Annotated in this window: 15 protein-coding genes; 8 read left to right on the top strand and 7 right to left on the bottom strand. The window is 60.8% G+C overall.

Translation table 11 applies throughout. The annotated features are described in order from the left end of the window. Positions 1-11 precede the first annotated feature (11 nt). From AB9L16_RS25120 to rsd, 4 genes are all read left to right on the top strand, one after another. Entirely contained in the window at positions 12-1,154 is a 1,143-nt protein-coding gene (locus AB9L16_RS25120) for a uroporphyrinogen-III C-methyltransferase (RefSeq protein WP_056791721.1), read from the top strand. Next, entirely contained in the window at positions 1,151-2,389 is a 1,239-nt protein-coding gene (locus AB9L16_RS25115; protein WP_041476923.1) for a heme biosynthesis protein HemY, read from the top strand. Before AB9L16_RS25120 ends, AB9L16_RS25115 begins: the two co-directional genes overlap by 4 nt. Positions 2,390-2,605: 216 nt before the next feature. Beyond that, the gene (locus AB9L16_RS25110) at positions 2,606-3,157 is read left to right on the top strand and encodes a disulfide bond formation protein B (protein ID WP_016772601.1); all 552 of its coding nucleotides are present in this window, start codon (positions 2,606-2,608) and stop codon (positions 3,155-3,157) included. Between the two features lie 181 nt (positions 3,158-3,338). After that, positions 3,339-3,797, top strand: a complete 459-nt coding sequence (gene rsd / locus AB9L16_RS25105) for a sigma D regulator (protein WP_375122857.1) — start codon at positions 3,339-3,341, stop codon at positions 3,795-3,797. Positions 3,798-3,854: 57 nt separating this feature from the next. Here rsd and AB9L16_RS25100 read toward each other — a convergent pair whose 3' ends face one another. Next, positions 3,855-4,520 (bottom strand): FKBP-type peptidyl-prolyl cis-trans isomerase, encoded by a 666-nt coding sequence (locus AB9L16_RS25100; protein WP_016772603.1) that lies wholly within the window; start codon positions 4,518-4,520, stop codon positions 3,855-3,857. 192 nt (positions 4,521-4,712) lie between these two features. On the opposite strand from AB9L16_RS25100, the gene AB9L16_RS25095 reads away from it, so the two are divergent. After that, a complete protein-coding gene (locus tag AB9L16_RS25095; RefSeq protein WP_375122856.1) occupies positions 4,713-5,864 on the top strand; it encodes an AlgP family protein in 1,152 nt (383 codons plus the stop codon). On the opposite strand, the gene AB9L16_RS25090 is transcribed toward AB9L16_RS25095, so the two are convergent. Beyond that, on the bottom strand, positions 5,861-6,322 hold the full coding sequence (locus AB9L16_RS25090) for a TIGR02444 family protein (RefSeq protein ID WP_095181264.1): 462 nt from the start codon (positions 6,320-6,322) through the stop codon (positions 5,861-5,863). The genes AB9L16_RS25095 and AB9L16_RS25090 overlap by 4 nt on opposite strands. A 50-nt stretch (positions 6,323-6,372) precedes the next feature. Between AB9L16_RS25090 and AB9L16_RS25085 the strand changes: the two genes are divergently transcribed. From AB9L16_RS25085 to AB9L16_RS25075, 3 genes are all read left to right on the top strand, one after another. Beyond that, the gene (locus tag AB9L16_RS25085) at positions 6,373-8,283 is read left to right on the top strand and encodes an ATP-binding cassette domain-containing protein (protein ID WP_056791667.1); all 1,911 of its coding nucleotides are present in this window, start codon (positions 6,373-6,375) and stop codon (positions 8,281-8,283) included. Beyond that, entirely contained in the window at positions 8,283-8,864 is a 582-nt protein-coding gene (locus tag AB9L16_RS25080; protein ID WP_056791670.1) for a mechanosensitive ion channel family protein, read from the top strand. Before AB9L16_RS25085 ends, AB9L16_RS25080 begins: the two co-directional genes overlap by 1 nt. A gap of 206 nt (positions 8,865-9,070) precedes the next feature. Beyond that, the gene (locus AB9L16_RS25075; protein ID WP_076564511.1) at positions 9,071-9,703 is read left to right on the top strand and encodes a LysE family transporter; all 633 of its coding nucleotides are present in this window, start codon (positions 9,071-9,073) and stop codon (positions 9,701-9,703) included. A 217-nt stretch (positions 9,704-9,920) separates the two neighbouring features. Here AB9L16_RS25075 and AB9L16_RS25070 read toward each other — a convergent pair whose 3' ends face one another. From AB9L16_RS25070 to AB9L16_RS25050, 5 genes are all read right to left on the bottom strand, one after another. After that, positions 9,921-10,667: a hypothetical protein gene (locus AB9L16_RS25070; protein ID WP_016772609.1), complete on the bottom strand. Its 747-nt coding sequence runs from the start codon at positions 10,665-10,667 to the stop codon at positions 9,921-9,923. Positions 10,668-10,670: 3 nt separating this feature from the next. After that, positions 10,671-11,258: a penicillin-binding protein activator LpoB gene (gene lpoB / locus AB9L16_RS25065; RefSeq protein WP_016772610.1), complete on the bottom strand. Its 588-nt coding sequence runs from the start codon at positions 11,256-11,258 to the stop codon at positions 10,671-10,673. 36 nt (positions 11,259-11,294) lie between these two features. Continuing rightward, entirely contained in the window at positions 11,295-11,666 is a 372-nt protein-coding gene (locus tag AB9L16_RS25060; RefSeq protein WP_016772611.1) for a YcfL family protein, read from the bottom strand. Between the two features lie 16 nt (positions 11,667-11,682). Further along, positions 11,683-13,077, bottom strand: coding sequence for a COG3014 family protein (locus AB9L16_RS25055; protein WP_056791673.1), 1,395 nt, complete (start codon positions 13,075-13,077; stop codon positions 11,683-11,685). A 206-nt stretch (positions 13,078-13,283) separates the two neighbouring features. After that, positions 13,284-14,690 carry a hypothetical protein gene (locus AB9L16_RS25050; protein WP_310218800.1) on the bottom strand — a complete coding sequence of 469 codons (1,407 nt, stop codon included), beginning with the start codon at positions 14,688-14,690 and terminating at the stop codon, positions 13,284-13,286. Positions 14,691-14,741: the final 51 nt, after the last annotated feature.

Here is a 14,741-nt window from a genome sequence, read left to right as displayed (position 1 = left end):
AGGATGGATACGTGAGCGAAACAGCCTTGCCAAAAGATGACGTCCAGCCTGCGCTTGATGCCCAGGTTGAAACTCCACCACCGGCCAAAGAGCCGCGCCGAGGCAATGGACTGGCAATTGTCGCCCTGCTGCTCGGCGCCGCCGGTGTCGCCATAGGCGGCTGGGGTGTCTGGCAGGTGCGCCACCTGCAGAACAACACGCAGCAACAGTCAAGTCAGGTGCAGGCGTTGAACGATCAGGCGCAGAGTCTGAAGCTCAACGAACAGCGTCTGACCGAACGCCTGGCGCAGTTGCCCGGTGCGGACGAACTCGCCGAGCGCCAGCGTCTGGTCACGCAACTGCAGGGCGATCAACAGCGTCTCAATCAACGTCTGGAAACCGTCCTCGGCGCCAGCCGCAAGGACTGGCGTCTGGCCGAGGCCGAACACTTGTTGCGTCTGGCCAGCCTGCGCCTTTCAGCGTTGCAGGACATCAGCAGCGCCCAGGCGCTGGTGCAGGGCGCCGATGAAATCCTCCGTGAACAGAACGATCCGGGTTCCTTCGCCGCGCGCGAGCAAGTGGCGAAAACCCTGGTCGCCTTGCGCAGCACCGAACAGCCGGATCGCACCGGGCTGTTCCTGCGCCTTGGCGCTTTGCGCGATCAGGTCATCGACCTCACCGAGCTGGCGCCGGAGTATAAGGATCGCGGCGAGTCGCTGCTGGGGCTGACCGCCGACGGCGATGGCGCCGGTCGCTGGGCGCAGTGGTGGGACAAGGTGTCGCGCTATATCCGCATCGATTTCAACGCTGACAAAAATGTCAAACCGCTACTCGCCGGACAGAGCCTGAGCCAGGTGCGCCTGGCCCTGAGCCTGGCGCTGGAGCAGGCGCAGTGGGCGGCGCTCAACGGTCAGGCGGCGGTGTACACCCAGGCGCTGGCCGAGGCACGCGATGTGCTCAAGGGCAATTTCAACCCGGACAATCCGCAAAGCAAAGTCATGCTTGAACAGGTCTCCGAGCTGAGCAAGGAACCGGTCACCGTCAAGACGCCGGATCTGACCGGCACCTTGAGTGCGGTGCAGGGGTATCTGGAGCGGCGTAACGTCAATGCTGAAGAATCGGTGAAACCGTTTGCCAAACCGGCCGCCAATGCTGCGCAGGAGGCGACCCCATGAAGCGCCTCTATGTAATCGTGTTTCTGGTCATCGCCGCGACGGCAGCGCTGGGCCTGGCGATTGCCGAGCATTCCGGTTACGTGCTGGTGGCGTACAAGAGCTTCCGCTACGAATCGAGCCTGTGGGCGACCTTGGCGGTGATAGCGGTGCTGTGGCTGCTGTTCTGGGGCATCAAGGTGCTGGTCGAGCTGGTGATGACCTCCACCGGCGTGGTCAATCCGTGGTCGCGACGCAATCGCAGCCGCCGCGTGCAAGTGGCGATCGAGCACGGGCAGCTGGATCTGGCTGAAGGTCGCTGGGCCAGCGCGCAACGGCATCTGACCCGCGCGGCGGAAGCCGAGCGCCAGCCATTGCTTTATTACCTCGGCGCCGCACGTGCGGCGAACGAGCAAGGCCAGTACGAAGAAAGCGATCGTTTGCTCGAGCGTGCGCTGGAGCGTCAGCCGCAAGCCGAATTGGCAATTGCCCTCAGTCACGCCCAACTGCAGACCGATCGTGGCGACACCGACGGTGCGCTGGTGACCTTGCAGGCAATGCATGAGCGGCATCCGCGCAGCGCGCAGACGTTGCGTCAATTGCAACGTCTGCATCAGCAGCGTGGCGAATGGTCGGCGGTGATTCGTTTGCTGCCTGAGTTGCGCAAGGACAAAGTGCTGCCGCCGGCAGAACTGGCCGAGCTCGAACGGCGCGCCTGGGGTGAGAACCTCTCGCTGGCAGCGCATCGTGAAGAAGACGGTACGGTGGGTCTGCAATCGCTCAAGCGGGCGTGGGAACAGCTGACTTCGGCGCAGCGTCAGGAAGCACCTTTGGTACTGGCCTATGCCGAGCAATTGCGCCAGCTGGGCGCTCAGGTCGAGGCCGAAGAGGTCCTGCGAGCAGCGCTCAAGCGCAAATACGACAGCCATCTGGCGCGGCTTTATGGTCTGGTTCGTGGCAGTGATCCTGCGCGTCAGTTGCAGACGGCCGAAGGCTGGCTCAAGGAGCACCCGGCCGATCCGAGCCTGCTGCTGACCCTTGGACGCCTGTGTCTGCAAACCAGCCTTTGGGGCAAGGCCCGTGACTATCTGGAAAGCAGTCTGCGCGTGCAGCGCAATCCGGAGACCTGTGCGGAGTTGGCCCGTCTGCTTGCACAGCTTGGCGATACCGAGCGCAGCAATCAGTTGTTCCAGGAAGGTCTGGGGCTGCTTGATGAGCGCCTGCTGGCGGCGCCTCTGCCAGTCCCGGCGAAGGTCTGAAAAGCGAGGGAGGATGCTCCCTCGTGAACTTCGATGACCGAAAATTCCCCTTCTTTGCGCTCGAGAGACAAAGTCCTACAAAGCGCTTCACCGTTTCCTATCGAGCCTGTCGGGTTTTCCCTACACCTGTGGTGAACTGTCGCCAGGCCCTTGCCTTGAAAGGCTGACACGCTTTCCTCTACCGTAACCGTCTGTCTCTACTGTTACGGAAAAGCCATGTCGTTGGCCTGCTCACGCTCCTTGTTCTTCATGGCTTTCATTGCGGGGGCCTTTGCTCTGGGAGCTTCCTATTACCTCGAATACGCGGTCGGACTGACGCCTTGCAGTCTGTGCCTGGTGCAGCGGTTGTTCCTCACATTGCTGTGCATCGGCTGCGGCGTGGCGGCGGTGCATGGCCCCCGGCGCGTTGGCTTATGGTGGTACTGGCTGTTTGCACTCGGCGCAAGTCTGGGTGGTACCACCGCTGCGTGGCGGCAGGTGTTGATCCAGAGTGACTCGATGCTGCAACTGGTCAAATGCTCGCCCACCGTGGAGTCACTGTTCAGCGACCTGCCGTGGATCTGCGCCTTGCAACGGATGTTCAACGGCGGCGCTGATTGTGCGGATATTTCCTGGACGCTATTCGATCTGAGCATCCCCGAATGGAGCCTGCTGTTTTTTGTCGGGGTGTCGATCCTTGCGGTTTATCAGTTGTTGCGTCTGATCTGGAGCGCTCTGCAACGACCGGTCAGCGACGAAGCGTCGCACCACCTGCTGGTCAGGGATTAAACACTTGTATGAACTTTATCTCCTGCGTACCTTGAAGCCATAGGCGTGCGGGCATAATCTGGCCGGCACGTGTCATTGGATTTATGTTGCTCGATGACGCTCTGCCCGATCGTCCACCAGTCAAATCAGAACAGGGGCGCGGGTGTAGAGCAGCATGACCCACAAGGGAAGAGAGATCGCCATGCTCGAAAGTTGTCAGAATGCTCAGGAACGTTGGGGTGGGGTTCATCTGCTGATCGACCGCTGGTTGCAGGAGCGTGAAGAGCTGATCGGCGCCTACGACAAGCTCGGTGCGCAGCCTGATTCGCTGTCCGAGAGCCGCAAGCCTTTGCAGGAATTCTGCGGCGTGCTGGTCGATTACGTATCGGCGGGGCACTTCGAAATCTATGAACAGCTGACTGGCGAAGCCAAGGCGTTCAACGACAAGCGCGGTCTGGAACTCGCCGAGACCATCTATCCGCGCATCGACGTCATTACCGAGAAGCTGCTCGCGTTCAATGATCTGTGCGATGAAGGCAAATGCGTTGCGGAGAAATTCAAGGAATTGGGCGGCTTGCTGCATGAGCGCTTCGAACTTGAAGATTGCCTGATCGAAGTGCTGCACACGGCACACAAGACAGAAGATCCGGTTCAGGCCTGATCCACGTCCTTCATGAAAAACGGTGCGCCCGAAAGCGCACCGTTTTTTTATGCCTGATCAGCTCGTCGCGCCACGCAATTCCACTTCGAAAACCAGAGGCGTGAACGGCGCGATCAGGTCGCCGGCACCGTCGGCGCCATAGGCTTGATCCGATGGAATCACCAGCCGCCATTTCGCCCCCACCGGCATGTTCTGCAAGGCGGTGCGCCAACCGGCGATCACGCTGTCGAGGTTGAACCATTGCGGCTGGGTGTTCTGATCGAACACGGTGCCATCCGGCAGCTTGCCGACATACAGCACCTGCACTTTGCCGTCCGGGCCGGCCTTGGCGCCAGTGCCCGGAACCAGTTCAGTCAGAAGGATGCCATCGGCCAGTTCCTTCACCCCCGGTTTGGCTTTTTCCGCACTGAGAAAGCGTTGCTCGTTTTCCATCGCCGCGTCGCTCGATTGCCGTGATGCCTGCTCGGCATTGCGCGATTCGTGGTCGGCCAGAATCTGTTCGATACGCGCTTCACTCAGCGCCAGCGGCTTGCCCTGATACGCTTGTTGCAGACCTTCGATCAGCGCCTGGATCTGCAACTGCGGCACCTCTTGGCGCAGCCGTTCGCCGAGGCTGGCACCGAGGCTGTAAGCCAGATCATGAGCATCGTTCGCCGTGTTTTTTTCATCGGCATACGCCGTCGAAAAAAACACGCAGAGGGACAAAATAAAGTAGCGCGACATGGGCACTCTCCGACCTGGGATGCGGGAGATTATGCCAGTGCAAACGTCTGCATCGGTGAACTGCTTTTTCCCGCGTACAGAACATTTCGGCTTCGGTGCAACGCAACGGTGCAGATACTGTCAACATGCCCTAGCGGCGGTATCAGCAGAGGTCTAGTATGAGCCGCACTCACGTCAGCCAGGAGGTAAACCATGTCGGCCACCAAGAAGCCTGTAAATACTCCGTTGCACTTACTCCAACAATTGTCGGGCAGCCTGCTCGAGCATTTGGAAAACGCTTGCTCGCAAGCCTTGGCTGATGCTGAAAAACTGCTCGCCAAGCTGGAAAAACAGCGTGGCAAGGCGCAGGAAAAACTGCACAAATCGCGCACCAAGTTGCAGGACGCCGCCACTGCCGGCAAAGCCAAGGCTCAGAACAAAGCCAAGTCTTCCGTGAAAGAACTCGAAGACCTGCTGGACGCTTTGAAAGATCGTCAGTCCGAAACCCGCAGCTACATTCTGCAACTCAAGCGCGATGCTCAGGAAAGCCTGAAACTGGCCCAGGGTGTTGGCCGCGTTCAGGAAGCAGTGGGAAAAGTTCTGTCGTCGCGTTCGGCCAAACCGGCAGCAGCACCAGCGAAGAAAGTCGCTGCTAAACCTGCTGCAAGCAAAGCCCCGGCGAAGACCGCTGCGGCGAAACCTGCTGTTGCGAAAACCGCCACCAAACCAGCGGCCAAGGCGCCAGTGAAAGCGGCTGCCAAACCAGCGGCGAAAACTGCAGCGAAGAAGCCGGCGGCGAGCGCGGCAAAACCGGCGGCTAAAACCACCGCAGCCAAACCTGCTGCAGCCAGGCCAGCAGTGAAAGCCACCCCTGCCAAAGCCGCTGCAAAACCGGCCGCGAGCAAAGCTGCACCGGCGAAAACCGCAGCCGCCAAACCTGCTGCCAAAGCAGCAGCGAAACCAGCAGCAAAACCTGCTGCCAAGACTGCGGCCAAGCCGGCCGCCGCCAAACCTGCTGCGAAAGTGGCGGTAAAACCGGCTGCCAAACCAGCCGCAACATCGGCAGCAAAACCTGCGGCAAAAACCGCTGTGAAACCGGCCGCCAAGCCTGCTGCCAAGCCTGCGACCGCTGCTGCAAAACCGGCCGCCAAGCCAGCCGCAAAACCAGCGGTGAAAAAGCCTGCAGCTGCCAAGCCAGCCGCGACCAAACCGGCCACCGCTCCAGCGGCCAAGCCTGCCACTGCCGCTACCCCGGCTGCTCCAGCTGCGTCGGCACCGTCGTCCGCCGCCCACTCGACCCCTTCGACTGCGCCAGCACCAGCCGCTTCGTCGAACGTCAGCAGCACCCCGACCAGCGGTTCCTAAGTGCCGGTTGCCGCGACGCGCAGCACTTGCAGCGCGTCGCGGTTCAGGCTGGCGGCATTGCCGGCCAGGTCTTCAAGCCAGGTCACCGAACCTGCATCGTTGCGCGTCCACTCTTGCGCCACACCTTCAAGGCGTGAAAGCAAGGTGCGCTCAGCTTCCAGCTCCAGTGATTTGATCTGCTCCCGCATGCCGGCCACCACCGCATCGTCGACGGCCCGCGCTTTCCATTGCAGGCGCAGGGTTCGCAGCGGCTGCACCACTTCGATATCCCACGGCGCGGTCAAGGCCTTGAGTAAGCGTACGCGCGGCTGATCGCAGGCCACCGCGCGCTGCTCCAGCCACAAACCGCACAGCAGCAGGCAGACATTGGCGCCCGCCGTTTGCAATTGCAGGCAGGCATCTTCCACACCCGGGCGGGCGTAGACATCAAGGGCAAAGCTCCACAGGTCAGAGGACATCGTGCTACTCGCGCCAGTTGTGAGCGAAGCTGGTAGACTCCGCCGCCATTATGATCCGACTTCAGAACCTGACTTTACAGCGTGGCCCGCAACGTCTGCTAGAAGACGCCGAGCTGACCCTGCACGCCGGCCACAAAGCCGGCCTCATCGGCGCCAACGGTGCCGGCAAATCCAGCCTGTTCGCCCTGCTGCGCGGCGAGTTGCACCCGGATTCGGGCGACTGCCTGCTGCCGGCCGACTGGCGTATCGCGCACATGCGCCAGGAGGTCGACACCCTCGAACGCCTGGCGGTCGATTATGTGCTCGATGGCGACCTGCGTCTGCGCGAGGTGCAACGCGAGCTTGCCGCCGCCGAGCAGGCCCACGACGGCACCGCGCTGGCGCGCCTGCACGCCGAACTCGACAGCGCCGACGGTTACACCGCCGATGCGCGGGCGCGCAAGCTGCTCGCCGGTCTTGGGTTCACCAATGAGCAGATGGATCGTCAGGTAGGCGATTTCTCCGGTGGCTGGCGGATGCGTCTGAATCTGGCGCAGGCACTGATGTGCCCGTCGGATCTGCTGCTGCTCGACGAACCGACCAACCACTTGGACCTCGATGCGATCATCTGGCTCGAAGAGTGGCTGAAGAGTTATCCGGGCACCTTGCTGCTGATTTCCCACGATCGGGATTTCCTCGACGAAGTGGTCGATCACGTTGCCCATGTCGATCAGCGCAAACTGACCCTCTACCGTGGCGGCTACACCGCGTTCGAGCGCGCCCGTGCCGAGCGTCTGGCCCAGCAGCAACAGGCCTACGAGAAGCAGCAGGCGCAGCGTGCGCACATGGAAAGCTACATCGCCCGTTTCAAGGCGCAAGCGACCAAGGCCCGTCAGGCGCAGAGCCGGATCAAGGCGCTGGAGCGCATGGAAGAGCTGTCGGCGGCCCACGTCGATTCACCGTTCGACTTTGTCTTCCGTGAGTCGACCAAGATCTCCAGTCCGCTGATCGACCTGTCCGATGCACGCCTGGGTTATGGCGACAAGACCATCCTCGAGAAGGTCAAGCTGCAACTGACCCCGGGTGCGCGGATCGGTCTGCTTGGGCCGAACGGCGCGGGTAAATCGACGCTGATCAAGAACCTCGCCGGCGAGCTCGAACCGCTGGCCGGGCGCCTGACCCGTGGCGAAAACACCGTGGTCGGCTACTTCGCCCAGCATCAGCTCGACTCGCTGGACTCCAAGGCCAGCCCGTTGCTGCATTTGCAGCGCCTCGCGCCGGGTGAGCGCGAGCAGACCTTGCGCGATTTCCTCGGCGGCTTCGACTTCCGGGGGGCGCGCATCGATGAGCCGGTGCTGAATTTCTCCGGTGGCGAGAAGGCCCGTCTGGCCCTCGCGCTGATCGCCTGGGAGCGGCCGAACCTGCTGCTGCTCGACGAACCGACCAACCACCTCGATCTGGAAATGCGTCTGGCGCTGACCATGGCCCTGCAGGAATTCAGCGGTGCGGTGCTGGTGGTCTCTCACGATCGGCACTTGCTCAAGAGCACCACCGACAACTTCTATCTGGTCGCTGACGGCAAGGTCGAAGAGTTCGACGGCGATCTCGAAGACTACGCGCGCTGGCTGGTGGAATACCGTCAGCGCAATGCGCCGGTCAGCAACACGCCTGTCAACCCGGACAAGACCGACAAGAAAGCGCAGCGCCAGGCGGCGGCAGCGTTGCGTCAGCAACTGGCGCCGCACAAGCGCGAGGCCGACAAGCTTGAAGCCGAGCTGGGCAAGCTCCACGAGAAACTGGCCAAGGTCGATGCCAGCCTCGGTGACAGCGATATCTACGAGCCGGCGCGCAAGAATGAATTGCGTGATCTGCTCGCCGAACAGGCGAAATTGAAGGTTCGTGAAGCCGAGCTGGAAGAAGCCTGGATGGAAGCGCTGGAAACCCTGGAAAGCATGCAGGCGGAGCTGGAGGCGTTGTCCTGATGGAAGCCTTCAAGCTGCCTTTCTCGGCGGTGTGGGTCGAACCGTTGTGGTTCACCGCGCAGATTCTGCTGATTCTGCTGGCCGGTTACCTGACCCAGCGTTTCGTCGCCAAAGGCCTCACTCGCCTGGGTGAGCGCTATCCGTTTCCGCCGCAGTTGCTGATGCCGCTACGCGGCGTGTTGCGCTGGCTGATCATGGGCAGCGCGCTGCTCTTCGTGCTCGAGCGCCTCGGCGTTTCGGCCACGGTGCTGTGGACGGCGCTGTCGGGATTTGTCGCGGTGGCGGCGGTGGCGTTCTTCGCCATGTGGAGCGTGCTGTCGAACCTGCTCTGCGCGATTCTGATCTTCACCGTCGGGCCGTTCCGCCTCGGCGACGTAGTCGAGCTGGTGGATACCACCGACAAGCCTGGCGTCAAAGGCCGGGTGATCGCGATCAATCTGCTCTACACCACGCTGGTCGAGGCCGAAGAGTTGGGCACCGGCAGCGCCATGGTGCAGGTGCCGAACAGCCTGTTCTTCCAGCGTTCGGTGCGGCGTTGGCGCGGGACCGATGTGTTTCCTTCCAGCGGGTTTGAGAAGTAATTTCTACGTCGTCTGTTCCGACGCCTTCGTCGGAACGCCGCCCGGAGCAGGCTCGCTCCCACATTGGAATCCGTTCCCCCTGTGGGAGCGAGCCTGCTCGCGAAGGGGCCCTCAGCTTCCCGCAATATTTAGCAAAAAACTGGTAGTCATCCACACGAAGCCGCATTAGCTTAGGCATTTGTCACAAGCATCAGCCGAGGTGTGCGATGGAGCTTCAAACATGGCTGGCATTCTTTGCCGCCTGCTGGGTGATCAGCCTGTCCCCGGGCGCGGGCGCCATCGCGTCGATGTCCAGCGGTCTGCAGTACGGATTCTGGCGCGGCTACTGGAACGCACTGGGCCTGCAGATCGGTCTGGCGATGCAGATCGCGATTGTCGGCGCGGGTGTTGGCGCTGTGCTCACCGCTTCGGCCACAGCATTCCACGCGATCAAATGGTTCGGTGTCGCCTATCTGGTTTACCTGGCGATCAAGCAATGGCGGGCGCTGCCCATGGACATGAGCGATGACGCCGCGGTGCGACCGATCGGCAAGCCGCTGGCCCTGGTGTTCCGTGGCTTTCTGGTGAACATCAGCAACCCCAAGGCGTTGGTGTTCATGCTCGCGGTGTTGCCGCAGTTCATCAATCCCCATGCGCCGCTGCTGATTCAGTATGTGGTGATCGGCGTGACCATGGTTTTCGTCGATCTGATTGTGATGGCCGGCTACACCGGACTGGCGTCGAAGGTGCTGCGCCTGTTGCGCACGCCCAAGCAGCAGAAACGCATGAACCGCACCTTTGCCGGGTTATTCATTGGCGCGGCGGCGTTCATGGCGACGTTGCGCAAAGCGGCGGCGTAAACCGCTCGGACAGAAAAAAGGCGACCTCAAGAGGTCGCCTTTTTCATTTCTACCGAGACATCGGGGCAAGCGAGCTTTTGTGGCGAGGGGATTTATCCCCGTTGGACTGCGCAGCAGTCCCAATCGTCTTGAATCAATAGCGAGGGCCGCTTCGCGACCCAACGGGGATAAATCCCCTCGCCACAGAGCCCTTCGCCACAAAAGTCCTCAGATCGGCTCAGCGTAAAATCACCGGCGCCGTATCACGCGGCAGATTATTGCGCTGCGGCGCTTCACGCGGCTGCTCATAACCGTCACCACCACCGAGCTGCATGCTCAGTTGCCCGGCCACGTCCTCTCCCAAGGCCTTCGACACCTCACGCACCACCCGCGGACGGTTCAGCGAGATCTTGATGTCGCGATGGTTCACCAGTTTGGTGTCCTGCGCTTCGCCCATCGCCGTGAAGGCCGAGGTGATCTCGTAGGTCTTGGTATTGATCAGGCTGAAATCCGCCACCAGCGTCAGGCCCAGCACTGCCGAGTAGCTGTCGGTGTGCGCCAGCTCGTTGATGTCCTGGGTGAAATCGATGTCGGACACGGTGCCGAACAGCACGTAGTCGGCGCCTTTGAAGTTGCCGGCCTTGATGCGCTTGATCACGTCATACACGTCGCCTTTGGATGAGGCGGTATACGGCGTGCCCTGCACCAGCTGGAACATGCCGGTACGCAGGATTTCACCCTTGATGTCGCCGGTGAATTTGCGCAACTCACCCTGTTCGATATAGCTGGTGGTCGCTTCGATCTCGTTGTAGCTCGAAGAGCCGCTGGCGCTGTAGTAACTCTCGCGGTGATTGCTCTGCGCCGAAACGATGTGGATGTATTGCTCCACGCGCTCCTGATACGCCAGATCCGTCACCGCCACTTTCGGGGCCGCCTGCGCGCTGAACGCGCAAGCCAGGGCCATCATGCCAATCCATGTGCGCATCGATTAACGCTCCGTGGTTTTGCGGATCTCTTTTTCGTCCATCCACTCGGCCAGACCGCTTTCGACGTCGATCAACTGCAGGCTGAATTTGTAGAAGACGTCCTTGTAGTCGCTGCTGCGCTTGACGATCGAGCTGATCGAGCCTTCGATGCGGTACTTGGCGGCAACCATGTTGCCGGTCTTGGCCACGGTGCTTTTCTTGTACAGACCGCTCTGGTTTTGCAGCTTGAGCTGGTCAACCTGGCTCTGCATTGCATTGTTGTCGCTGGCAAAGCGCGCGACACCGGTCTTCATCAGCTGGGTCTTGATGCTGGTGGTGATTTCGCGGGTGTCGATGTACTCGCTGGTCTTGTTCTTCACATCGTAGACCTGAACCACCGGACGGCCCTGCAGAATGCCGGACTGGGCCAGCGAGCGGGTCATCGACTCGGCGATCATTTGCAGGTCGGTCGAACCGAATTCGTTGGTCACGGTTTCAACAGCCTTGGTGTCGCCGTAGCTGATGTTCTTGCTGCCCAGGGTCGGCGAGGTGTTGGCGCAACCGGAGGCGAGCAGGGCGATGACGGCGATGCAGGAAAAGCGTGCAAACATGAGAAAGCTCTCTCAATCAGAAATAGGGTGGCGGGCTTAAGGCGTCTTGATTTCCAGACGGAAATCCACGGCTTTCGGGGTCGGGGCGATGGCCTGAATGAAGCTGGTCTGGGCGCCGTACATCATCTGGCTTTTCCACACTTCTTCTTCGGCAACCGGGAAACCTTCGGCGCCGAGCCAGGCGAAGCGGTAGTAGAAAATCTTGTTGCTGTTAAGGGTGTTGCTCAACTGCACGTTGACGGTCATGAAGCCGTTTTCACGAGCCACGCGCATGGCGCCGACGACGATGTGTTTCTGCGGGCCCATGGCCACGACTTTGCTCGCGGCGCTGCCCGGCTCTGGTGGTGGCGGGGTGGCGCAGCCTGCCAGCAAGGCGAGGGCGGCGACGGCGATGATCTTCAAGCGCATTGCAAAGACTCCGTTCTTAAGGTTGTTTGAGGCTGGCGACGTTGGTCGCGGCAGCGCTCGGCATTACGTGAGCAGCGATGCCGCCAGCGAATACCTGGTTGCCCACGGCACGCAGGCTGATCACTTGGTAACGCTGGTCGACGGTGACCTTGACCACCGAGCCGCCGACGGCGCTCGGCAGGGTAACCTGATGCTCACCTTTTTTCAGGCGCAGACGCACCACTTGGGTGTTGTCCGGCAGGGTGCGCCATGTACGGGTATCGGCACCTTCGAGCACTGCTGAAGAAATACCCACAGCGAGACCGGCCAGCGGATTGGTTTCGTTGATCTGCTTCTGCGCCACGCCTTTGGTGATCGCGCGCACGGTGGTGCGCACGATGATCCCCGGCATGTCATCACGCAGAGCGCGGCGGGACATGGCGGTGGTGCTGTTCAGTGCGGTCAGGTCGACCTGCTTGCCGTCGACGCCGATCTGCGCAAAAGGCGCGGTGGAGGTGTCCGGTTTGATGATCGGGAACGACAACGGGGTGATCACCACGTTGTTGGAAATCGGCAGCGGCAGCGGTACGCGAATCGAGTCACGGGCCGGGGCCAGACCGCTCTGCACGACGATGAGAATGTCGCTGTCATCGGATTTGGAAGGCTTGTCAAGGTTGACCAGCGCCTGCTCGAGCAGCGGCGTGTTCGGGCGCAATTCGGCAGCCTTGCGATAACCCGGCGCGGCCAGATCCTTCTCGCCCAGGGCTTCGTAAACGAAACCGGCCAGGTAATGGCTGAACGCACTCTGGTAGCTGTTTTTCAGGCCGACCACTTCCGGCGCGTCGAGGCTGGCCACCGGATAACCCTGCAGATCCTTGTACTGGGTCTTGATGCCTTCTTTTTCGGCTTGTTCTTCGCTCTTGAGGTATTCCTTGTCGCGCAGGTCAGCGATCACTGCTTCGCGTTCGTGAGTCTTTTTGATCGCCGTGCGGGCACCATCGAAATCGTTGACCGCCAACAGGTTCAGAGCCATCTGCGTGGTCAGCATGACTTTTTCGTAGTCATAGCCTTCGTAGCGACGCACCTTGTCGTTGACGATGAAGCTGCCGAACTGCGCCAGGTACTTGGCCGAGTCGAGCTTGACCGCGTCTTCCCATTGACCGACCACCTGATCGGCGCTGCCCCACGCGTTCTGGCTGCCTGACAGGTCGCCCTTGGCGCGCAGCAGTTCGCCTTTCTCGAAGTAATAGAGCAGGTCTTTGTCGGTGCCGGTGTTGTTCTTTTCCAGCAGGGTCAGCGCGGCGTCGACGTTGCCGGATGCCAGTTGCTGATTGGTCTGGGCCAGTTCGGAATCGTAGTTGCGAAACGCTGCGCAGCCGGACAACAGCGTGACGGCGCTGAGCGCGAGCAGCATGGGAGCGCGGAATGCCATGGGTACTTCTTCCCTGAGTAACAAAACTTGCAGCCGCGTGTGCTGGTCGGGCTGGTGTGACCTATCGACGGTGGCGCTGGCCTCCTGCCAATTCCTCATGCGTGAGGAGCTTTTGATGCCGGCTCGCTGGGCGAGGGCGCGGCATTATAAACGTGGGGTGATGGCTATGTAATAGCTTTTTGGGTGCATTTTCAGATGCGGTGCCATCACTTCTCCGCAGAAGCGGGTTTATCCGACGCGGGTTTTTGATTCGGTACAAAGGCTGATCCGACGGTATAGACCTGATCCCGGAATACCCGCAGGTGCAGAATCTGGCGGTCCTGGTCGACGCGCATTTCAAAAGGGTGGTCGATGGACGCAGGCGCAAAACGGAAGGTATGCAGGCCTTTCTTCAAGCGCAGGCGGGCGACCAGCGTCTTGTCCGGCAACGCTCGCCATGTGCGGGTGTCGGCTTCTTCGAACGGATCATGCTGAGTGACGATCAACGAGGCTTTCGCCGGGTTGCGCTCGTTTTCCTGCGCTTGGCCGATGGCGGCCATGTTGGCGCGAAACATCGCTCGCGAGATGATTTGCGGCATGTCGTCGCGCAGTGTGCGCATGGACATGTCAGTCACGCTGTTGATCACTACCAACGGCTGTTTGCGACCGTCTACGGTGATATGGCTGAAGTTGGGCGTGACCGCGTCCGGCACCATCACCGGGAATGAAATGGGCGCGATGATGACCAGCGTTTCGTTCAGACGAACCGGGATCGGCACTTGCACTGAGCTGCGAGCCGGAGCCAGGCCACTCTGGATAATCAGCAACACATCGCTTTCATCGGCTTTCGCTGGCGGTTTGTCGAGATTGCGCAGGGCCTTTTGCAGCAAGGGCATATCCGGCCGCAGTTCGATCGCCTGACGATAACCGGCCGCCGCGAGGGCGCGTTCGCCGAGGGCTTCATAGGTGAATCCGGCCAGATAGTGGCTGAACGCACTCTGATAGCCGTTTTTCAGCTCAACGACCTGCGGCGCATCAAGCAAGGCGACCGGGTAGCCTTCCAGTTCCTTGTAATGGAGAACTTTGCCTTGAGCTTTTGCCTGTTCCTCGGCCGCTTCGTATTGCTTTTCACGCTGGCGGGCGATCAATGCTTCGCGTTCGTGGGTTTTCCTGATGTCTGCGCGGGCGCCGGCAAAGTCATTGACGGATAGCTGGTTCAAGGCCATTTGCGTAGTCAACATGACCTTTTCGTAATCGTAGCCTTCATAGCGCCGCAGCTTGTCGTTGACCAGCATCGTGCCCATTTCATCACCGAAACGGGCCAGTAATTTCATCGCGCCGGACGGGTTGGCTTCCTCGCGCTGGAAGATCATCCGGTCGGCATTGCGCCAGGCGTCCTGGCTGTCGGGCAGGGCACTGCCAGCGCTGAGGATCGCGCCTTTTTCCAGGTAATACAGCAGATCCTTGTCTTCCCACGGGTTGTTCATTTCCACCAGTGCCAGAGCCCCGGTCAGATTGCCCCGGGTCATTTGCTCGGTGGTCTGCTGCATTTCAAGATCGTAGTTGCGATAGGCGGCACAACCGCTCAACTGAACAGCGACGCAAAGCAGCAAAACGAACGGAAGACTCCGCATTGAGGTTGATTCCTTGCGCGCAAATGCTCTGGGGCGGGCAGTATAAAGTGG

The organism is Pseudomonas sp. LW8, assembly GCF_041956865.1.
In the GTDB taxonomy this organism is placed as follows: domain Bacteria; phylum Pseudomonadota; class Gammaproteobacteria; order Pseudomonadales; family Pseudomonadaceae; genus Aquipseudomonas; species Aquipseudomonas siliginis.
Note: the sequence above shows the minus strand (reverse complement) of the source record. Positions and strands in the feature narration are given on the sequence as shown.